The sequence below is a fragment of the Massilia pinisoli genome (assembly GCF_024753285.1).
Taxonomy (GTDB): domain Bacteria; phylum Pseudomonadota; class Gammaproteobacteria; order Burkholderiales; family Burkholderiaceae_D; genus Telluria; species Telluria pinisoli.
The window spans coordinates 363070-383646 of record NZ_JANUGW010000005.1; the positions used below are offsets into that span (position 1 = coordinate 363070).

Annotated in this window: 16 protein-coding genes; 11 read left to right on the forward strand and 5 right to left on the reverse strand. The window is 66.7% G+C overall.

Going from position 1 to position 20577, the window contains the following annotated elements; genetic code table 11:
• Positions 1-690 carry a Shedu immune nuclease family protein gene (locus NX784_RS09875; RefSeq protein ID WP_258816467.1) on the forward strand — a complete coding sequence of 230 codons (690 nt, stop codon included), beginning with the start codon at positions 1-3 and terminating at the stop codon, positions 688-690.
• 98 nt (positions 691-788) lie between these two features.
• On the opposite strand, the gene NX784_RS09880 is transcribed toward NX784_RS09875, so the two are convergent.
• Positions 789-2108, reverse strand: coding sequence for a homoserine dehydrogenase (locus NX784_RS09880; protein WP_258816469.1), 1320 nt, complete (start codon positions 2106-2108; stop codon positions 789-791).
• A 28-nt stretch (positions 2109-2136) separates the two neighbouring features.
• Positions 2137-3363 carry a pyridoxal phosphate-dependent aminotransferase gene (locus NX784_RS09885; RefSeq protein WP_258816470.1) on the reverse strand — a complete coding sequence of 409 codons (1227 nt, stop codon included), beginning with the start codon at positions 3361-3363 and terminating at the stop codon, positions 2137-2139.
• Between the two features lie 187 nt (positions 3364-3550).
• Here NX784_RS09885 and NX784_RS09890 point away from each other — a divergent pair, with 187 nt between their 5' ends.
• The 10 genes from NX784_RS09890 (at position 3551) to NX784_RS09935 (ending at position 13857) form a co-directional block, all read left to right on the forward strand.
• Positions 3551-3949 carry an Mth938-like domain-containing protein gene (locus NX784_RS09890; protein WP_258816471.1) on the forward strand — a complete coding sequence of 133 codons (399 nt, stop codon included), beginning with the start codon at positions 3551-3553 and terminating at the stop codon, positions 3947-3949.
• Positions 3946-5613, forward strand: coding sequence for a glycosyltransferase family 39 protein (locus tag NX784_RS09895; RefSeq protein ID WP_258816472.1), 1668 nt, complete (start codon positions 3946-3948; stop codon positions 5611-5613). The genes NX784_RS09890 and NX784_RS09895 overlap by 4 nt, the downstream gene beginning before the upstream one ends.
• Positions 5614-5622: 9 nt before the next feature.
• Entirely contained in the window at positions 5623-5997 is a 375-nt protein-coding gene (locus NX784_RS09900) for a DMT family transporter (RefSeq protein WP_258816473.1), read from the forward strand.
• Between the two features lie 124 nt (positions 5998-6121).
• On the forward strand, positions 6122-7261 hold the full coding sequence (locus NX784_RS09905) for a DegT/DnrJ/EryC1/StrS family aminotransferase (RefSeq protein ID WP_258816474.1): 1140 nt from the start codon (positions 6122-6124) through the stop codon (positions 7259-7261).
• Positions 7262-7275: 14 nt separating this feature from the next.
• The gene (locus tag NX784_RS09910) at positions 7276-8259 is read left to right on the forward strand and encodes a glycosyltransferase (RefSeq protein ID WP_258816500.1); all 984 of its coding nucleotides are present in this window, start codon (positions 7276-7278) and stop codon (positions 8257-8259) included.
• A gap of 70 nt (positions 8260-8329) precedes the next feature.
• The gene (locus NX784_RS09915) at positions 8330-9247 is read left to right on the forward strand and encodes a formyltransferase (RefSeq protein WP_258816476.1); all 918 of its coding nucleotides are present in this window, start codon (positions 8330-8332) and stop codon (positions 9245-9247) included.
• Positions 9244-10284: a bifunctional UDP-4-keto-pentose/UDP-xylose synthase gene (locus NX784_RS09920; protein WP_258816477.1), complete on the forward strand. Its 1041-nt coding sequence runs from the start codon at positions 9244-9246 to the stop codon at positions 10282-10284. The genes NX784_RS09915 and NX784_RS09920 overlap by 4 nt, the downstream gene beginning before the upstream one ends.
• Positions 10285-10293: 9 nt before the next feature.
• The gene (locus NX784_RS09925) at positions 10294-11241 is read left to right on the forward strand and encodes a polysaccharide deacetylase family protein (protein ID WP_258816478.1); all 948 of its coding nucleotides are present in this window, start codon (positions 10294-10296) and stop codon (positions 11239-11241) included.
• A gap of 103 nt (positions 11242-11344) precedes the next feature.
• Positions 11345-11788 carry a peroxiredoxin gene (locus NX784_RS09930; RefSeq protein WP_258816501.1) on the forward strand — a complete coding sequence of 148 codons (444 nt, stop codon included), beginning with the start codon at positions 11345-11347 and terminating at the stop codon, positions 11786-11788.
• Positions 11789-12009: 221 nt separating this feature from the next.
• On the forward strand, positions 12010-13857 hold the full coding sequence (locus NX784_RS09935; protein WP_258816479.1) for a PhoH family protein: 1848 nt from the start codon (positions 12010-12012) through the stop codon (positions 13855-13857).
• 92 nt (positions 13858-13949) lie between these two features.
• On the opposite strand, the gene NX784_RS09940 is transcribed toward NX784_RS09935, so the two are convergent.
• The 3 genes from NX784_RS09940 to NX784_RS09950 are packed head-to-tail and all read right to left on the reverse strand — an operon-like array spanning position 13950 to position 20515.
• Positions 13950-14732, reverse strand: coding sequence for a FecR family protein (locus NX784_RS09940; RefSeq protein WP_258816480.1), 783 nt, complete (start codon positions 14730-14732; stop codon positions 13950-13952).
• Complete coding sequence (locus NX784_RS09945) at positions 14698-18918, reverse strand: two-partner secretion domain-containing protein (protein ID WP_258816481.1); 4221 nt, start codon at positions 18916-18918, stop codon at positions 14698-14700. Before NX784_RS09945 ends, NX784_RS09940 begins: the two co-directional genes overlap by 35 nt.
• Before the next feature lie 10 nt (positions 18919-18928).
• Positions 18929-20515, reverse strand: coding sequence for a ShlB/FhaC/HecB family hemolysin secretion/activation protein (locus NX784_RS09950; RefSeq protein WP_258816482.1), 1587 nt, complete (start codon positions 20513-20515; stop codon positions 18929-18931).
• Positions 20516-20577 lie beyond the last annotated feature (62 nt).

The window sequence follows — 20577 nt, forward strand, 5'->3', positions numbered from 1 at the left end:
TTGGCGACCGGCGGATCGACGAAGACGAACACTGTCGCGGCCAACACCTTCCACAAGTTCAATTTTGACGCCACAACACTTCCGCAATGGAAGGCGGATCTGGCGGCATTCAGCACGCTGATCTCGGCAGCGGCCGCACCCGATGGCGTGGGCGAAACCGCGTTACTCAAATGGTTCGGGGCGTCGGTGGAACGGATTGCGCTGCTGGCATATGTCATCCACGGCATCGTTCCCACCCACGTCGCGCGTGAGCTCACCATCGGCGACTTCCGCGCGGACTTCGGCTGGACCGAGGTCGATCCGGCAGTCGATGCCACCGTCGGGTTGATCGAGCTGGAAAACTGCGAGCCCCACACGCTGTTCGAAAAGAAAAAACGCAAGGCCCCGTATCTCGGTACGCGCTTTTTGGGCGGGTTTGGCCAGCTTGTCGATTGGTGCGCATTCGGGCAAGCGCAGGCCAGGACGGATGCGAACATCTCCCTGATCCTCGGGCCGCAGCACGCAAACGCATCGTACGTCTTCGCACTCGTGGCCGGTGACCGGCGCTTCGCCAATGACGCGTTATCGCAGACCAGATTGCTGTGGTGGCGCGAGAACATGCAAGTCGGTCATGGCACGACGACCATGACGTTCGACCTGCTGCTGCAATCCGGGCAGCGCAAGCTGCAAATCCTGAGCAGCGCAAAATAACGGTAAACGACGAAGCGACGAAGCGACGAAGCCGCCCACCGTTCGCACGATGGGCGGCTTCGTCGCAAACTGCCGGGCGCGCGGGCCCGGCATGACAATCAGCCCAGGCTCTCCAGGCGGATGCGCACGACCTTGCCCACGGTCGTCGCGAGGCTCTCGATCTTGGCGATCGCCGCGTTGACGTATTTTTCGCGGGTCTGGTGCGTGATGATGACGATGTCCGTGCGCGCCTTCTCGCCCGGCTCCTTCTGCAGCACGGCGTCGATCGAGATGCCGGCGTCCGCGAGGATGCGGGTCAGGTCGGCCATGACGCCCAGCTGGTCCTGCACGGTCACGCGCAGGTAGTAGCTGGTGCGGATCTCTTCCATCGGCAGGATCGGCACGTCGGCCAGTTCCGTCGGCTGGAACGCCAGGTGCGGCACGCGCGAGTACGGGTCGGCGGTCGCCAGGCGCGTGACGTCGACGAGGTCGGCGATGACGGCGGACGCGGTCGGCTCGGCGCCGGCGCCCTTGCCGTAGTAGAGCGTCGCACCGACCGCGTCGGCCTGCACCAGGACGGCGTTCATCGCGCCTTCGACGTTCGCGATCAGGCGCGCGCCCGGCACGAGGGTCGGGTGCACGCGCAGCTCGATGCCGTCCTTGCCGTCGACCGTCGTGCGGCGCGTGATACCCAGGAGCTTGATGCGGTAGCCCAGCTGCTCGGCGTAGCGCAGGTCGACGGCCTGCAGCTGGCTGATGCCCTCGATGTGGGCGCTGCCGAACTGCATCGGGATGCCGAACGCGATGGCGGACATGATCGTGAGCTTGTGCGCCGCGTCCACGCCTTCGATGTCGAACGTGGGGTCCGCTTCCGCGTAGCCCAGTTCCTGCGCCTGCTTCAGCACGGTGGCGAAATCGAGGCCCTTGTCGCGCATCTCGGACAGGATGAAGTTCGTCGTGCCGTTGATGATGCCCGCGACGGATTCGATGCGGTTCGCGGACAGGCCTTCGCGCAGCGCCTTGATGATCGGGATGCCGCCCGCGACGGCGGCCTCGAACGCGACCATCACGCCCTTGGCCTGCGCCGCTTCGAAGATCTCGTTGCCGTGCAGCGCCAGCAGCGCCTTGTTCGCGGTGACGACGTGCTTGCCGTTGGCGATTGCCTGCAGCACCAGTTCGCGCGACAGGTCGTAACCGCCGATCAGTTCGACGACGATGTCGATGTCCGGGTTGTTCACGACGGCGAACGGGTCGACCACGACCTCCACGTCGCTGCCGACGATACGCTTGGCGCGGTCGAGGTTGCGGACGGCGATCATCGCGACTTCGATGCCGCGGCCCGCGCGGCGGCGGATCTCTTCCTGGTTACGTTGAAGAACTTTGTAGGTGCCTGCACCGACGGTGCCGAGGCCGAGCAAGCCTGCTTTGATGGGTTTCATATGATTTACTGTCTGCTGTCTGTCGTTCTCAGCGCGCGTGGCGGCGCCGGTAGCCGTCGAGGAAGCGGGCGATACGGGTGCACGCGTCCGTCAGGTCGTCGGAATTGGGGAGGAAGACCAGGCGGAAATGGTCCGGCGTCTTCCAGTTGAAGCCAGTGCCTTGCACCAGCAGGACTTTTTCCTCGGACAGCAGCTCACAGATAAATTGCTGGTCATCGGCGATCGGGTAGATCTTCGGGTCGAGGCGCGGGAACATGTACAGCGCAGCTTTTGGCTTGACGCAGGTAACGCCCGGGATATCGGTCAGGAGTTGGTGAGCCAGGTCGCGCTGGCGTGCGAGGCGGCCGCCTGGGGCCACGAGATGCGCGATGCTCTGGTGGCCGCCGAGCGCGGTCTGAATCGCGAACTGGCCCGGCGCATTCGCGCACAGGCGCATCGACGCGAGCATGTTCAGGCCTTCGATATAGTCTTTCGCATGGCGCTTCTCGCCGGACAGGACCATCCAGCCGGCACGGTAGCCGCACGAGCGATAGTTCTTCGACAGGCCGTTCAAGGTGACGAACAGGACGTCGTCGGCCAGCGACGCGATCGACGTGTGCTCTTCGCCGTCGTAGAGGGTCTTGTCGTAGATTTCGTCGGCGTAGACGATCAGCTGGTGCTGGCGTGCCAGTTCGACGATTTCCAGCAGCACGTCGCGCGAATACAGCGCGCCGGTCGGGTTGTTCGGGTTGATGACGACGATCGCGCGCGTGTTCGGCGTGATCTTCTTGCGCATGTCGTCGATGTCGGGCAGCCAGCCGGCCTGTTCGTCGCAGACATAGTGCACCGGATTGCCGCCGGCCAGGCTGACGGCCGCCGTCCACAGCGGATAGTCGGGTGCGGGCACGAGCACTTCGTCGCCGCTGTTCAAGAGGCCCTGCATGCCCATCACGATCAGTTCGGAGGCGCCATTGCCCAGGTAGATGTCGTCGATGGTGACGCCGCGGATGTTCTTTTCCTGGGTGTAGTGCATGATCGCTTTGCGCGGTGCAAACATGCCCTTGGAATCCGTGTAGCCGGCCGAGCCGTGCATATTGCGGATCATGTCCTGGACGATCTCGTCCGGCGGATCGAAGCCGAACACGGCCAGGTTGCCGATGTTCAGCTTGATGATCTTGTGGCCATCTTCTTCCATCTGGCGCGCGATCTGCAGCGCCGGACCACGGATCTCGTAGCAGACGTCGTCGAGCTTGTTGGATTTCAGAATCGGTCGCAAAATATCACCTTGGAAATAGTGGCTGCGGAAAAATGCCTGTTATGCAGCCTGAGCGGTAGCGCGTTGTTGCAATGCGAAAAACTTCATTCTGCCGAAAGCGCAAGGATTAAGCAACCCGCCATTGCTGGCCCGTCATCGAAAACAGTTACAATACGCGCCCTGTGCCTGTCATTCCCGGCTCTCCATCATGAAGCTCCATTCCAGCAGCACCGAAAAATACCAGACCGTCACCGGCTACGACCGGTCCGGCGTCGAGATCAACGCGCAGCGCTTCGACTACAGCGTGCTCGTGATGCCCGAAGTGGCGCCGCGCGCGTGGCCCGTCGCGCACTTCGAGGATCTGAAAGCGGAACATTTCGAGGCGATCGCCGCGGACAAGCCCGACGTCGTCATCCTCGGCACGGGCGAGCGCCAGCGCTTCGTCCATCCGCGCCTCGTGGCGAGCCTGTCGGCCTTGCGCATCGGCGTCGAGAGCATGGACAGCCACGCCGCCTGCCGCACCTACAACATCCTGATGGGCGAAGGCCGCAAGGTCACGCTCGCCCTGATCATCGACAGCCACGACGAGGGCGCGAAGGCCGAATGAACGACCTGCACCGCAACAAGACCTTCACCTGGACCCTGCTGATCGCCTTTGCCATCGTCCTCCTGTACGTACTGGGCGCGCGCACGCTCGTGCCGCCCGACGAAGGCCGCTACGCCGAGATGGCGCGCGAGATGTTCGCCAGCGGCGACTGGGTCACGACCCGGCTGAACGGCATCAAGTATTTCGAAAAGCCCCCGCTGCAGACGTGGATGAACGCCCTGTCGTTCACCCTGTTCGGCCTCGGCGACTGGCAGGCGCGCCTGTGGACGGGCCTGTGCGGCCTGTTCGGCGTCGTGCTGACCGGGTACGCGGGCACGCGCGTGTTCGGCGCGCGCATCGGCTTCTACGCCGCTCTGGTGCTGGGTTCCTCGTTCTACTGGGTCGCGTGCAGCCAGATCGATTCGCTCGACATGGGCCTCTCGGGCATGATGACCCTGGCGCTGTGCGCCCTGCTCGTCGCGCAGCGCGACGGCGCGTCGGAGACCGAACGCCGTAACTGGATGCTCGCATGCTGGGCCGGGATGGCGCTGTCCGTGCTGGCCAAGGGCCTCATCGGCCTGATGCTGCCGGGCGGCGTGCTCGTCGTGTACACGCTCGTCTCGCGCGACTGGGCGATCTGGAAGCGCCTGCACCTCGTCAAAGGGCTGATCCTGTTCTTCGCGATCGCGACGCCGTGGTTCGTGCTGGTCGGGATGAAGAATCCGGAACAGCCGCACTTCTTCTTCATCCACGAGCACTTCGACCGCTTCCTCAAAAAAGAACACCACCGCGAGGCCGCATGGTGGGTCTTCTTCGCCCTGCTGGCCGCCGGCAGCGTGCCGTGGCTCGGCGTGCTCGTGCAAAGCCTCGTCGCGGGCGCGCGCCGCAACGGCGAAGCGGGCACCTTCCGTCCGCGCCTGATGCTGCTCGTGTGGGTCGCGTTCATCGTCCTGTTCTTCACGAAGTCGAATTCCAAGCTGCCCGGCTACATCCTCCCGGTGTTCCCCGGCGTCGCGCTGCTCGTGGCGCACTACCTGGACGGCGGCACGCGCCGCGGCCGCATGGTCACCGCGGGCCTCACGGCACTGATGGGCATCGCGCTGCTCGTCACCGTCCCGTTCATGCAGAAGCTGGCCAAGCATGCAGGCGAGGACGTGCTGTACGCGGCGTATCAACCGTGGGTGCTTGCCGCGGGCCTCGTGCTGCTGATCGGCGGCTGCCTCGCCATGCTGTACGCGCGCCAGATGCTGCGCGACCTGTTCGTCGTCGTGCTGGCCGTCGCCGGTTTCGCGGGCACGGAGCTGATGCTCGTCGGCTTCGAGCCGATCGGCCAGGTGCGCGCCGGCGTCAACCTGCTGCCGGCACTCAAGGCTGCCGGCGCCGCCGATCCGGCCGTGAACGTCTATTCGGTCGGCATCTATGAACAGTCGCTGACGTTCTACCTGCGCCGCCCCGTCGTCCTCGTCGACTACCGCGACGAATTCGACTTCGGCCTGCAGCAGCAGCCTGAACTCGCGATCCCGGACATTCCCGCGTTCGTCGCGACCTGGCGCGCCGCCGCGGCGGCCGGCCGGCGCGCCGTGGCGATCACCCGCCCCGAGATCGCCGCCGAGCTGAAACGCCAGGGCGTTCCCCTGCGCATCGTCGCGGCGGATGCGCGCCGCACCGTCATCGCGACTTTTTGATCACACCCCATGAACCTGACCACGTTTGCCTTCATCATTTCCGGCGTGCTGCTGAACGCCTGCGCCCAGATCCTGTTGAAAGCGGGCACGAACGCCCTCGGCGGCGCCATCCACCTCACCATGTCCACGTGGTTCTCGACCCTCGTCAAGGTCTTCACCACGTTGCCCGTGCTGGGCGGCCTCGCGTGCTACGGCGTCTCGCTCATCGTGTGGATCATCGGCCTGTCGCGCACGGACGTGACGATCGCCTACCCGATGTTGTCGCTGGGCTATGTCGTGTCGGCGTTCGGCGCGTGGATGTTCCTGGGCGAGGCCGTGTCGCCGCAGCGCCTGGCCGCCATCGGCGTCATCATCGTCGGCGTGGTGTTGCTGGCGAGAACGTAATACGGCGGCGCGCAATGCGCTGCTACAATGCGAGCTTTGTCCGCATTAACATTTGAACACGCTGGCGGGCCGCACGACGGCTTGCCGCGAACGACGTCCTTACCGAGAGAATAACGAGCCTCCCATGACTGCAGAGCTGCCCTTCCTGCCCTTTTCCCGGCCCACCATCGACGAAGACACCATCACCGCGGTCGGTGAGGTGCTGCGCTCCGGCTGGATCACGACCGGACCGAAGAACCAGGCATTCGAGGCGCTGCTGTCCGAGTATTTCGGCGGCCGTCCCGTGCGCACCTTCAACTCGGGCACGTGCACGATGGAGATCGCGCTGCGCATCGCGGGCGTGGGCGCCGGCGACGAGGTGATCACGACACCGATCTCGTGGCCCGCCACCGCCAACGTGATCATCGAAGTGGGCGCGACCCCGGTCTTCGCCGACATCGATCCCGTCACGCGCAACATGGATCTCGACAAGCTGGAGGCCGCGATCACGCCGCGTACGAAAGCGATCATCCCTGTCTACCTGTCCGGCCTGCCGATGGACATGGATCGCCTGTACGCCATCGCGAACAAGCACAAGCTGCGCGTCGTCGAGGATGCCGCGCAGGCGATCGGCTCGCAGTGGAACGGCAAGCGCATCGGCTCGTTCGGCGACTTCGCGTCGTTCAGCTTCCAGGCCAACAAGAACATCACGACGGGCGAAGGCGGCTGCCTCGTGCTGAACAACCTCGAAGAGGCGCGCCTGGCCGAGAAATACCGGCTGCAAGGCGTGACGCGCAGCGGCGTGGACGGCATCGACGTCGACGTCCTGGGCGGCAAATACAATATGAGCGACATCATGGCCACCATCGGCCTGGGCCAGATGAAGAACGTGGAGAAGCTGACGGCGCACCGCGCCGCGCTGGCGCGCCACTACTTCGACTGCTTCGGTCCAGACTTCGAAGAACAATATGGCGCACAGCTGCCGATCCAGGCCTTCGGCACGAGCAACTGGCACCTGTTCCAGATCATCCTGCCAGACAACGGCCCGGGCACCCGCGCCGACTTCATGACCCGCATGCAGAAGGAGCACAACGTCGGCACCGGCTACCACTACGCGCCGATCCACCTGTTCACCCTGTACCGCGAGCGCGGCTTCAAGGAAGGGATGTTCCCCGTCGCCGAGAAGATCGGCCGCCTGACCGTGACGCTGCCGATGTTCAATGCGATGACCATCGCGGATGTCGAGCGCGCCGTCGCCGCTGTCAAATCGGTACTGGCCAAATGACGGGGGTGACGATGATGAAGCCGGAAATCTCCGTCGTCATTCCGGTCTATAACGAGGAAGCGGGCCTCGCGAACCTGTTCGCGCGCCTGTACCCGGCGATGGACGGGCTGGGCCTGCCGTACGAAGTCATCTTCGTCAACGACGGCAGCCGCGACAACTCCGTCGCGATCCTCGCGGAACAATACCGCAAGCGCCCGGACGTGACGCGCGTCGTGCTCTTCAACGGCAACTACGGCCAGCACATGGCGATCCTCGCGGGCTTCGAGCAGACGCACGGCCAGATCGTCATCACCCTCGACGCCGACCTGCAGAACCCGCCGGAAGAGATCCACAAGCTGATCGCCAAGATGCGCGAGGGCTACGACTACGTGGGCTCGATCCGCCGCAAGCGCCAGGATTCCGCGTGGCGCACCGTGGCGAGCAAGGCGATGAACCGGGTGCGCGAGCGCATCACGAACATCCACATCACGGACCAGGGCAATATGCTGCGCGCCTACGGCCGCAACGTGATCGACCTCGTCAACCAGTGCGGCGAAGTGAACACCTTCGTGCCGGCGCTCGCATACAAGTTCGCGCGCAAGCCGACGGAGATCGTCGTCGAGCACGAGGAACGCGCGGCCGGCGAATCGAAGTATTCGCTGTACAGCCTCATTCGCCTGAACTTCGACCTGATGACCGGGTTCTCGCTCGTGCCGCTGCAGATGTTCTCGCTGCTGGGCATGACCTTGTCGCTCCTGTCCGCGCTGCTGGTGCTGGTGCTCGTCGTGCGCAGATTCCTGCTCGGCGCCGAGGCCGAGGGCGTGTTCACCTTGTTCGCGATCGCGTTCTTCTTCATGGGCGTGATCCTGTTCGGCATCGGCCTCGTGGGCGAGTATGTGGGCCGCATCTACCAGCAGGTGCGCGCGCGGCCGCGCTACGTCGTCGCCACGATCCTGCAAGGCGTGCCGCCCGACATGGCGGAAGTGAACGCGCTCGAGAAGCGCCAGGTCGGGCGCTGATTTCCCATGCCGCCCGGCCTTGCCGGCCCGGGCGGCGCAACACCATCACCGCCGTCACGGCACAAAGAACATGACCCAACCCCGCAAACGCGCAGTCGTCTTCGCCTACCACAACGTGGGCGTGCGCTGCCTGAAGGTGCTGCTGGCCGGCGGTGTCGACGTCGCCCTCGTCATCACGCATCAGGACAGCGCCACGGAAAACATCTGGTTCGAATCCGTCCTCTCGCTGTGCGAGACGGAAGGCATCCCTTACCTCACGCCCGAGGACGCGAAAGGCGCCGACCTGCTGGCCGCCATCCAGGCCGCGCAACCGGACCTGATGTTCAGCTTTTATTTCCGCCACATGCTGCCGCAGGCGATCCTCGACGTCGCCCCCGCGTACAACATGCACGGCTCGCTGCTGCCCGCCTACCGCGGCCGCGCACCGACCAACTGGGCCGTGCTGCACGGCGCGAAGGAAACGGGCGCCACCCTGCACGAGATGACGGTGAAGCCGGATGCCGGCGCCATCGTGGCGCAGCAAGCTGTCCCCATCCTGCCGGACGACACGGCGTTCGAAGTGTTCGGCAAGGTGACGGTGGCGGCGGAGCTGGCGCTGTACGACGTGCTGCCAAGCCTGCTCGCGGGCACGGCGCCGCGCATCCCGAACGACCTGACGCAGGGCGGCTACTTCGGCGGCCGCAAGCCGGAAGACGGCCGCATCGACTGGAGCAAGCCTGCGCAAGAGGTCTACAACCTGCACCGCGCCGTCGCCCCGCCCTACCCTGGCGCCTTCACGGACGTGGGCCCGCGCCGCTACGTGATCGAGCGCGCGCGCCTCTTCAACGGTAATGTGCAAGGCCTCGCGCAAGGCCTGACTGTCGTGGATAATGCCATCCTCGGCGTCTGCGGCGACGGCCGCGCGCTCGTCATCCACAGCCTGCTGGCCGACGGCCTGCGCATCTCCCCTGCCGAACTGCGGGCACAACTCCAGGAAAACCCAACATGAAAAAAGTCCTCATCCTCGGCGTCAACGGTTTCATCGGCCACCACCTGTCCAAGCGCATCCTCGAGACGACCGACTGGGAAGTCTACGGCATGGACATGTCGTCCGACCGCATCGCGCACCTGCTCGACAACCCGCGCATGCACTTCTTCGAAGGCGACATCACCATCAACACGGAATGGGTCGAGTACCACGTCAAGAAGTGCGACGTGATCCTGCCGCTCGTCGCCATCGCGACGCCGTCGACGTACGTGAAAGAGCCGCTGAAGGTCTTCGAACTGGACTTCGAGGCGAACCTGCCGATCGTCCGCTCGGCCGCGAAATATAAAAAACACCTGATCTTCCCGTCGACGTCGGAAGTCTACGGCATGAGCCGCGACGCGGAATTCGATCCGGAGAACTCGGAACTCGTGTACGGCCCGATCAACAAGCCGCGCTGGATCTACGCCTGCGCCAAGCAGCTGATGGACCGCGTGATCTGGGGCTACGGCATGGAAGGCTTGAACTTCACCTTGTTCCGTCCGTTCAACTGGATCGGCGCCGGCCTGGATTCGATCCACACGCCGAAGGAAGGCAGCTCGCGCGTGCTGACGCAGTTCTTCGGCCACATCGTGCGCGGCGAAACGATCCAACTGGTCGATGGCGGAAACCAGAAGCGCGCCTTCACGTACGTGGACGACGGCATCTCGGCGCTGATGAAGATCATCGAGAACAAGGACGGCCGTGCCACGGGCCAGATCTACAACATCGGTAACCCGGTCAACAACTACTCGATCCGCGAACTCGCGGACATGATGATGAAGCTGGCGGCGGAATACCCCGAGTACGCGGCCGGCGCGCAGAAAGTGAAGATCGTCGAGACCAGCTCGGGCGCCTACTACGGCACCGGCTACCAGGACGTGCAGAACCGCGTGCCGAAGATCGAGAACACGAAGAACGACCTCGGTTGGGCGCCGACCGTCACGATGGCCGACGCGCTGCGCCACATCTTCGACGCGTACCGCGGCCAGGTCGCGGCGGCCCAGGCCCTCGTCGATTAAGGACGCACGTTGGCACCGCTGCTCGTCCTCAAGATCGACGTCGACACCTATCGCGGCACGCGCGAAGGCGTGCCGAACCTCGTGCGCATGCTCAAAGCACACGGGGCCGGCGCGACGTTCCTGTTTTCGCTGGGCCCCGACCACACGGGATGGGCGATGCGGCGCGCGCTGCGTCCCGGCTTCTTCCAGAAGGTGTCGCGCACGTCCGTCGTGGAGCACTACGGCTTCAAGACGCTGATGTACGGCGTGCTGCTGCCCGGCCCGGACATCGGCGCGAAAGCGGCGGCCGAGATGCGCGCCGCGCGCGACGCCGGCTTCGAATGCGGCATCCACACGTGGGACCACGTCTGGTGGCAGGACAACGTGCGCGGCCGCGACGCCGCGTGGACCGACGCCATCATGAAAAAGAGCGAGCAGCGCTACGCGCAGGTGTTCGGCGAAGCGCCGCACACGTTCGGCGCGGCCGGCTGGCAGATGAATCCGCACGCGTTCGCGCGCCATGATGCCGCGGGCTACCGCTACGCATCGGACAGCCGCGCGCAGCTGCGCGACGACGGCTCGCTGGCCGATCCGCACGCGGGGCCGTACCGCTACCGGGGCCTGGCGCACATCCAGATGCCGACCACGTTGCCCACGCTGGACGAGCTGCTGGGCCGCGAGATCGACGGCATCGTCATCGACGAACAGAATATCGCCGCGCATATCCTGAAGCTGACGGCGAACCCGCAACGCGACCACGTGTACACATTGCACGCGGAGCTTGAAGGACAGAAACTTGCCCCCATATTCGAGCAGCTGTTGTCAGGTTGGAAAGCCCAAGGTTACCAACTTGCCTCGATGGCGGACTATTATGAGAAGATAAAACAGGAAGCGCAGCCGCTGCCCGAGCACCCGGTCCAGTGGGGCGAATTGCCGGGGCGATCAGGCGAGCTGGTCATCCTCGATACGCTGAAGTAAGACGCGGCGCCAGGCCGCGAGACAGGAGAAAACCGTGGCCGAAAGCCCAACCGCAGCACCCGCATCCCTACCTGCCGCCGCCGCGCCCGCGGTCAACGACGTGATCGCCAACTTCAGCGCGCCGATGACGGGCGAGCAGACCTTCGAGCTGAACGGCCGCCCCGCCCGCTACACGGTGCTGTACTTCTATCCCAAGGACAATACGCCCGGCTGCACGACGGAAGCGATGAACTTCCGCGACCGCTACGACGAATTCAAGGCGCTGGACACGGCGATCTACGGCATCAGCCGCGATTCGCTGCGCTCGCACGAAGGCTTCAAGACGAAGCTGGGACTGCCGTTCGACCTCATCTCCGACGCCGACGAAGCCGTGTGCAACCGGTTCGACGTCATGAAGATGAAGAATATGTACGGTAAAAAAGTGCGGGGGGTCGAGCGCAGCACGTTTGTCATTGACGCTGATGGCAGGTTGGTGAAAGAATGGCGTGGCGTGAAGGTCAATGATCACGTCCAAGAAGTGCTGGATTTTTTGAATAGCCAGCCTTGAAGAGCGGGCTGGCGATGGTTTCGACAAACCTTTAGCCGAGCGTTCGCCTATTTTGAGTCACAGTTTTACCTCACCGCATCATTCCAATCTGGCTGCCGGCCAGGGCTCCCGTCCGGGCCCGGCGGCGCCTCGCAGCTTCCCCCAGTTGCATCTGTCCGCCCGGCGGCGCGCCTGCGCCGCGCGGTGCGTTTTTCCGACTTTTTTTCTGGATTGAGAACCTGATGCCACTGCCTAAACTCCCCACCAAGCCGGCAACCATCCTGCTGGCCAAAGATTATCCGAGGGCCGAACCGGGCAAATCGCCTGTCCGCGCAGCCGCGAAGGCGGAGAACGACCCGGTCGAAGACCTGATCAGCGGCCCCGCCGTGCCGGCCCCCAAGACGACGAAGGCACGCAAGTCGAAGGCCGCGCTGCTGGCCGAAGCGCCCGCGCGCGAAGAGAAGCCGGCAGGCGCTCCCGCCGTCGCCGCGGCGCCGGTCGCAGCGCCCGTCCCCGCGCGCGCCGAACAACCCGCAAGGTCGGACAAAACCGCAGGCAAGGCCGCGAAGCCGGGCACCGCCGCCAAGCTGCGCGAGTCGGACATGAATGAACCGCATCCGGCCAAGCACAAGCCGGTGGAAGTCAACGTCAAGTCGCCGGCGAGCCGCAAGGCCGACACGGCGGGCGCCACGAAGGTGTTCGTGCTCGACACGAACGTGCTGATGCACGATCCGACGTCGCTGTTCCGCTTCGAGGAACACGACGTCTACCTGCCGATGATGACCCTGGAAGAACTCGACAACCACAAGAAGGGCATGTCGGAAGTCGCGCGCAACGCGCGCCAGGTCTCGCGCACCCTCGACGCCTTGATCGCGAATGTCGACGACGAGGCCATCGAGACGGGCATCCCGCTCGCCAAGCTGGGCAACAAGGATGCGAAGGGCCGCCTGCACTTCCAGACCCGGCTGAACGGCGCCGCGCTGCCCGAGGGCCTCCCGTCCGGCAAGGCCGACAACCAGATCCTCGGCGTCGTGCGCGCGCTGGAAGCGGAGCAGCCGGGCCGCGCCATCGTGCTGGTGTCGAAGGACATCAACATGCGCATCAAGGCGCGCGCGCTGGGCCTCGCCGCCGAAGACTACTTCAACGACCACGTGCTGGAAGACACCGACCTGCTGTACTCGGGCATCGTCCAGCTGCCGGACGACTTCTGGACGAAGCACGGCAAGGGCGTCGAATCGTGGCAGGAGATCAAGGGCGGCTACTCGTCCACGTTCTACCGCGTGACCGGTCCGCTGATCCCCACGCTGCTCGTGAACCAGTTCGTGTTCCTGGAACCGAAGAACGGCGAGGCGCCGCTGTACGCCCAGGTCAAGCAGATCAACGGCAAGACCGCGGTGCTGCAGACCTTGCGCGACTACTCCAGCAACAAGAACAACGTATGGGGCATCACGGCGCGCAACCGCGAGCAGAACTTCGCGCTGAACCTCTTGATGAACCCGGACATCGACTTCATCACCCTGCTCGGCCAGGCCGGCACGGGCAAGACGCTGCTGGCGCTGGCCGCTGGCCTCGCCCAGGTGCTGGAGACGAAGGTCTACAACGAGATCATCGTCACGCGCGTGACGGTGCCCGTCGGCGAAGACATCGGCTTCCTGCCCGGTACGGAAGAAGAAAAGATGTCGCCGTGGATGGGCGCCTTCGACGACAACCTGGAAGTGCTCATGAAGGGCGACGGCGACGCCGGCGACTGGGGCCGTGCGGCGACGCAGGACCTGATCCGCTCGCGCATCAAGATCAAGTCGCTGAACTTCATGCGCGGCCGCACGTTCGTGAACAAATTCCTCATCATCGACGAGGCGCAGAACCTCACGCCGAAGCAGATGAAGACGCTCGTCACGCGCGCGGGTCCCGGCACGAAGATACTCTGCCTCGGCAACATCGCGCAGATCGACACGCCGTACCTGACGGAAGGCTCGAGCGGCCTGACGTACGTCGTCGATCGCTTCAAGGGGTGGGGCCACGGCGGCCACGTGACCCTGGCGCGCGGCGAGCGTTCGCGCCTGGCGGACCACGCGAGCGACGTGCTGTAACGCCGCTGGAACGAAGACAACCGGAACGAAGATAATAAAAAAGCCTGTGCACCGCGAGGTGCACAGGCTTTTTTATTATCGCTTGCTGCCGCTCAGCGCACGATGCAGTCCGTGCCGCCCTGCTGCGCCGCCGGGCCCTGCGACGCGACCGGTCCGCCGGTGCCGGCCGCGAACGACGGCGGCGGCGCGAATTTCAAGCCCGGATTCTGCGGCACGACGATGGGCGGCTGGTGCATGCTTGCCACGAAGCCGAACTGCCCGGCCGGGAAGTTTTGCGCGCCGCCGGCGTTCGTCACGACGATCATCCCCTCCTGCACGGCCACGTGCAGGCCGGGCGCCAGCGCGGGCACGGCAGGCGACGGCGCGGACGATGGCACGGACGGCAGCCCGGACGCGTCGCCGACCCACTGCGCGATGAACGTCGTGCCGCGGATGCCGATGGTGGCGGTCGGCGTCTTCAGCGAGAACTTCTCCTTGTTGCGCTTGCCCAGCAGGCCCGTGATCGAGCGCAGCCCGCCCTTCAGGAGGCTGAACGCGGCGCTGTCGCCGTCCGGCTTGTCGGCGTCGTAGGCGTAGTTCTCGATCTTGAAGGTGGTGCCGGGACGCAGCGTGATCTCGCCGTGGTCGATGAAGCGGATCTGCGCGTACGTGTTTTTCTCCGTCACGAGCGTGTCGCCGTTCTCGACCTCCGACTGCGCCGCGAGCACCTTGACGGTGCCGTCGGCCTTGCGGTCCATCAGCGGCCCGCTCAGGTGCGCGACGACGCCCACGGCCTGCCCCGCCCACACGGCACCCGTTGCCAGCAGCAGCGCGCCGCAGACGAGCACGCGGGCCAGCGCGTCAATTGCAGTACAGTTTCGCCGCAGGTTTTTCATTCTTGACTCCCGTATGTTCCTCTTTCGCCGTGGTCGCGACGCGTTCCACGGCCTTGCCGTCCGCCGCGCCGCCTTCGCCCGCGCCGGACGCCGCGACGGCGGGGGCGGCCGTGTTGATGAGTTGGACCGTCGTCTGCACGGCCTGCGCCACCGGCGCGCCCGTGTCCTTGCCGGCAGTGCTGCCGCTGAACGTCACGCACGTGGCGTCGCCCGGATGCGTCGTGCAGAACGCCGCCGTCGGCAGCACGGCCTCGCAGCCCGCCGTGCCGGGCGCGGCCGCGCACGCCGCGAGGCTGGGCAGGCGCACGTCGCAGCCTTGCAGGCTCGGACTGCCGATGCACTGCGTCAGCGTGGGCAGCACGACGTCGCAGCCGGGCAGCTTCGTATTCCCTTGGCATTGCGTCAGCGTGGGCAGGATGCCGGTGCACGACGGGTCGTGCGGATTCGCGAGGCAGGCCGTGAAGCCCAGCGCCAGCACCTGCGCGCAGCCTGCGACCGTCGGCGTGGCCTTGCACACGTCCAGCGACGGCAGGATGCCCGCGCAGCCCGCGCCGCTCGGATTCGCGACGCACGCGTCGAACGCGGCGGCCGCCAGCACGGCCTTGCAGCCATAGACGCCGGCGTCCGCGCGGCATTTGTCGAGCGGCGGCAAGATCGTTGCGCAGCCCGGCGCTGCCGGATTGGCCATGCATGCCGTGATGGCGTCGTGTGTCTGGACCACGGGTGCGCAACCGGCCGTCGCGGGCTTCGCCGCGCACACGTCGTACGTCGGCAGGATGGCGCCGCAGCCCGCCCCGTTCGGATTCGCGACGCACGCGTCGAGCGCGGCGACCGCCAGCACGGCCTTGCAGCCATAGACGCCGGCGTCCGCGCGGCATTTGTCGAGCGGCGGCAAGATCAATGCGCAGCCGGGTGCCGACGGATCGGCCATGCACGCGGTGATGGCGTCGTGTGCCTGGACCACGGGTGCGCAGCCCGCCGTCGCAGGATTCGCCGCGCACACATCGTAAGTCGGCAGGATCTCGCCGCAGCGCGGACCGGCCGGATCCGTCACGCACGCCTGGACGGCGGCCGCCAGCACAGGCGCGCAGCCAGGCGCCGCGCGGTTGGCGAGGCAGACGTCCAGCGTCGGCGGCGTCAACGGCGCGCCGTTCACCAGCGCCTTGTCCGGGCTGGACACGGCCACGCTGTCGGGCGCGATCTGCGTCGAGCCGGCCGTCATGCTGACGCTGCCGCTGGCCGTCGCCACGCGCGCACCGGGCGTGATCGTCAATGCGCCGCCATTGTCCGCGAGCAGGCGTACATTGCCGCTCGTCGTCGTCACCTGTCCGTTGATGGTGAGGGGGCTGTGCGTCGTCAGGCTGATGTCGCCGCTAACCGTGCGCACTTCGCCGCTGGCGGGCTTCACGGCGTCGCCGCTCTCGTACACCGGCACCGTCATGCCGCCGACGCTGTCGATCGCGATCGCGCCCGTGTTGCCGACGCCATCCTGCACGGCGCGCACAACCGTCAGGGGCCCCATGTTGGCGACGTTGATCGGCTGCCCGCCCGCACCGTGGTTGTACGCCAGAAGCGTGCCGGCTTGCGTCTTCAGTGGATTGTCGCCCGTGCCGATGCCGGCGCTGGACGTCAGCGACAAGGTACCGACACGCAGCAGGCCGTTGCCGTAGATGCCGGCCGCGTCCACCGTGGCGATGGCGCCGCCGAGGCCCGCGTCGAACGTCACGGCGCCGCCGCTGATGAATTGCATGCCGGCGTTCGGTGCCATGACACCGGACAGGCCGTCGACCATGCCGATGCGCAGGTCGCCCGCCGTCGTCACGTGGAACAGGTCCGCGTCCGTGGTGCCCGCGAGCGTGCCGATCTTGTTGGCGCCCGTGAGGACGACCTGGCCGCCGCGCACGACGACGGCGTTCGCGCCGACCATGCCGTCGCCCGTCTCGTAGATGCCGGCCGTGGAGCCCAGTGCCAGCGTGCCCGACGTGGTCAGCGGCGCCTTCACGTTCAATGCGCCGGCGCCCGCGTCGAGCCGCAGCGTCATGGGCGTGCCCACGCCCGCGAGCGCGATGGGGCCGACGACGTCGATGCCGGCCGTGTTGCCGGCCAGGCCGCCGACGGTGATGTCCGTCGCCTTGACGTAGTCCAGCGCGGCCTGGTCGAGCACGAAGCCGTCGCCGCCACCGAGACTGACGTGCGCGGCCAGGCTGTTCGGCATCAGGCTCACGGCGGGCGCCGTCACGGCCGCGGCCACGGTCAGGCGGTCGCCCTGCAGCAGCACGGACTTCGATGCCGTCACCGGCGCTTCGATGTCGACGATCCCGCCGACGGCATATTGGTTGACGGTGAGCTGGCTGGCCGCATTCGCCGACAGGTCCACAGGGGCGCGCACGCGGATGTCGCCGGCGTTCGCCAGCACGACGTCCGACGCGGCGCTCAGCGCGCCGTCGACCGTCACGGCAGCCTGGTGGCCGCCATCGCCCACCTTGATGGCGGCGAGGTTCGGGCTCAGGCGCTGCAGCGCGGCCGCGTCGAGCACGAGGGTATTCGCGCTCTCGTTGGCCGCGCCGATGCTGATCGCGCGGTACGGGTCGGCCGACAGCAGCGACAAGGTCGGCAGCTGGCCGTTGCCCACGATATTGCCCGCGAGGGTGATCTGGTTCGCGCCGATACCGATGTTGTTCCCGGTCTTGAGCGTACCGCCGGCGCCGAGCAGGAACACGTTCCCGGCGCGGAAATCGAGGTCGCCGCCGGCGCTCACCTGCGCATTGATGTAGATGCTGTTGCCCGCCTGCGCGCGCACGCTGCCGGCCGCGTCCAGCGCGTCCGTGACGGTGAGGTCGTGCTGCGCCTGCAACAGGACGTCCGTGCCGGCCGCCGTCAGCGTGCCCGGCGCGACGCGGGTGACACTCCCCGCTGCGGCCTGCGCGCCCGCGACGACGTCGCCCGCGCCGGCCGTGCCGCCCGCGACGACTTCGATGTCGTAAGGCGCGAGCTGCCACGTGCCATTCTTGCCCTTGTCGCCGGACGCGTCGACCGCGATGCCGTCGACGTCGACGGCGTAGCCCGACGTGCCCACCGAGCCGCCCTGGGCGGTACCCTTCGCGGACACGGTGCCGTGGGCCTTCGTTTCGCTGTCGGCCGCGAGTGCCACCTTGCCGCCGTTGCCGGCCTTGCCGTCGGCATGGATGGACGAGCCGGATTCGACGCTCGTGGTCTGCGCATGCTTGCCGTTGGGCTGTCCATCGTCGCCGACGAGCACCGTGCCGCCATTGCGGCCGCTGGCGTCGATGCCCGCTCCCTTGACGACGGCCACCTGTTCGCCCAGCACCTTGACCGTGCCGCCGTCCGCCGTATCGCCGCCGCCCGCGCTGGTCACGCTGGCGGCATCGAGGGTGACGGCGCCGCTGGCCTTGAGGACGATGCGGCCGTTTTCGCCCACCGCGGCGCTATCCGCGTTCGCGGTGCCGCGCTGGCTGACGAGCGCGCCATAGATCCCGATGCGGCCGCCCTTGGCGATCACCTGGCCCAGGTTCAGCGCCTGCTCCGCGGGGGCCGAGATCTCGACGCGCAGGTCGGGATCGGAAGAGTCCACCAGCTGGACGCTGTTGCCGGCCGCGAGGACCACGTCGCCCTTCGGCGTCGTGATGACACCCGCGTTTTCCACGTCCGGCGCGATCAGGAAGACCTGGCCGCCCTTCGGTGTCGTGATCGAGCCTTCGTTGCGCACGGTACCGGCGACCGCACCGGCCTGGAAGGTCTTGTTCCCGGCGAGGAAATCGGCATCGGTGATGTTCAGCGACGAGGCCACGAGGCCGTTCACGTCCACGCGCGATCCTTGGCCGAACAGGATGCCGTTCGGATTGATCAGGAAGACCTTGCCGTTGCTTTGCAGCGCGCCGAGGATCTTCGTCGGGTCCTGGCCCAGCACGCGGTTCAGCACCGCGCTGTCGGCGCTCTGCTGGATGAACTGGGTGGTCTCGCCGGCGTCGATCGAAAAGGTCTGCCAGTTGATGATGGTGCCTGGCGTGTTCGTGATGGTGAACACGGTGCCCTGCTGCGAAAAGGTCGCCTGGCCCGCCGCCACCTTGGGCGAGGTGGGCACGGCGCCGGCCGCGCCGCAATAGCATGCGGCCACCAGCAGCGCGCCGAGGCGGCGCCGGGTCGAAACGAGTGTCGATGAAGTCATGGAGTGGTCCTCAATACGCCAGCGCCACGCGCACGTGGAGCTTGTTCCTGCTGGTCGCGTTCACGTCGCCCGCGTGCATGCCGTGGCCGTAGTCGAGCTGCACGCTGGCCGAGCTGCCCACGGCGACGCGCAGGCCGAGGCCCGTGCTGGAGATCGCGGCGTGGTGCAGCTCGCCCGGCAGCGCGTGGTTGCGCTCGCCCCATGCGGTGTCGTAGAAGCCGAGCAGCCGGCATTGCCAGCCTGCGCGGCCGCACAGGTCGGGCGTGTACAGTTCCACGTTCGCCACGACGCCCGTGTCCGTCGCGAGGTCACGTTCACCGAAGCCGCGCACGGTCGTCGCGCCGCCCGCGCCGAACTGCTCGCCCGGCACGAGCGCGTCGTGCGTCCACTGGCCGTTCAGGAGGACGCGCGTCTGCCAGTCGCCCTGCACCACGTTGGCGAACGACGCCGCGAAGCGCACCATGCGATAGCCGGCCTTCGCGCCAGCGCGCGTGCGCGCGAAGTCGTCGGAGCCGCCACGCGAACCGCCCGCCACGTTCTGCAGCAGCGCGACAGTGAAATCGGTCTGGCCGTCCGCCGTCGCGCGGCTGCCCGTGTAGCCGATACTTACGGGGCGCACGGTGATGTCGTTGCCGAAGTCCTCGGTGCCGAACATGACGCTGTTGCGGTAGGCCTTGACGTCGATGCCGTACACGACCCGGCCCTCCAGGTCGCCCCGCTTGGCCAGCACCTGGTTGTAGCGGGCGCCGTAGATCGTGCCCTTGCCGCTCACGGCGAGGTTGAACAGGCCCGCGTTGATGGCGCCCGAATCGACGTCCGAATAGCTCGCGAACAGGTCCAGCGAATCGCCCAAGGCGTATAGCGGCACGTGGTAGCCGGCGGCCCACACGGCCACGCGGTCCGGGCGCTCGGCCGTCGTCGTGTATTGCAAGGTGCCCACGTGGTCGCGGCCCCACAGGTCGGCATGCTGCAGCAGCACGCCCGCGTGGGTCTTGCCCGTGGACTCGGTGCCCGTGTTGTCGACGTTGAGCATGACCTTCCACGGCCGTTCGTCCGTGACCTCGACCCGCGCATCGACGGCCTCCTGGCCGCCCTCGGCGTCCGCGCCGGCCAACGTGAGCTTGACCTTCTTCGCGGGGTTCTCGTTGACGAGCTTGAGGTTGCGCGACACGGCCGCCAGGTTCGGCGTCGCGCCGGGCACCACCGTCGGCAGGCTGGCGCGCACGTTCGCTTCCGAGAACCAGCGGTTGCCCGTCACCTCGACCTGGCGCACGGTCGTCTGCACGACGTTCAGGCGCACGGCGCCGCCGTTCAGCTCCTGTTCCGGCAGCTGCACGGTGACCATCTCGTAGCCGCGCGCACGGTACAGCGCCTCGAGCGCTTCCAGCGCGCGCTGGACGTCGCCGAAATCGCGTCCGGCGCCCGTGTACGGCGCGACGGCGGCCTGCACGTCGGCGGCCGGCAGCACCGTGTTGCCGTTCACGTCGAAGCGGCTGATCTCGAACCGGATCGGATCGTCCGCCCAGGCGGCGCCCGCAGCGGCGGCCAGCGTGGCGGCCGCGACCAGGCGTGCCAGGCGCGTTAAGGTCAATCTCATGTTTTGCATGACAACTCGTTATTGTTCTGCCCAGGGAAGCCAGGGCGTGCGCCATGACTCGT

Coding starts and splice junctions, on each gene's coding strand:
- NX784_RS09880 (WP_258816469.1), bottom strand. CDS start 2,108: ATGAAACCCATCAAAGCAGGCTTGCTCGGCCTCGGCACCGTCGGTGCA.
- NX784_RS09890 (WP_258816471.1), top strand. CDS start 3,551: ATGAAGCTCCATTCCAGCAGCACCGAAAAATACCAGACCGTCACCGGC.
- NX784_RS09895 (WP_258816472.1), top strand. CDS start 3,946: ATGAACGACCTGCACCGCAACAAGACCTTCACCTGGACCCTGCTGATC.
- NX784_RS09900 (WP_258816473.1), top strand. CDS start 5,623: ATGAACCTGACCACGTTTGCCTTCATCATTTCCGGCGTGCTGCTGAAC.
- NX784_RS09905 (WP_258816474.1), top strand. CDS start 6,122: ATGACTGCAGAGCTGCCCTTCCTGCCCTTTTCCCGGCCCACCATCGAC.
- NX784_RS09910 (WP_258816500.1), top strand. CDS start 7,276: ATGAAGCCGGAAATCTCCGTCGTCATTCCGGTCTATAACGAGGAAGCG.
- NX784_RS09915 (WP_258816476.1), top strand. CDS start 8,330: ATGACCCAACCCCGCAAACGCGCAGTCGTCTTCGCCTACCACAACGTG.
- NX784_RS09920 (WP_258816477.1), top strand. CDS start 9,244: ATGAAAAAAGTCCTCATCCTCGGCGTCAACGGTTTCATCGGCCACCAC.
- NX784_RS09935 (WP_258816479.1), top strand. CDS start 12,010: ATGCCACTGCCTAAACTCCCCACCAAGCCGGCAACCATCCTGCTGGCC.
- NX784_RS09940 (WP_258816480.1), bottom strand. CDS start 14,732: ATGAAAAACCTGCGGCGAAACTGTACTGCAATTGACGCGCTGGCCCGC.
- NX784_RS09945 (WP_258816481.1), bottom strand. CDS start 18,918: ATGACTTCATCGACACTCGTTTCGACCCGGCGCCGCCTCGGCGCGCTG.
- NX784_RS09950 (WP_258816482.1), bottom strand. CDS start 20,515: ATGAGATTGACCTTAACGCGCCTGGCACGCCTGGTCGCGGCCGCCACG.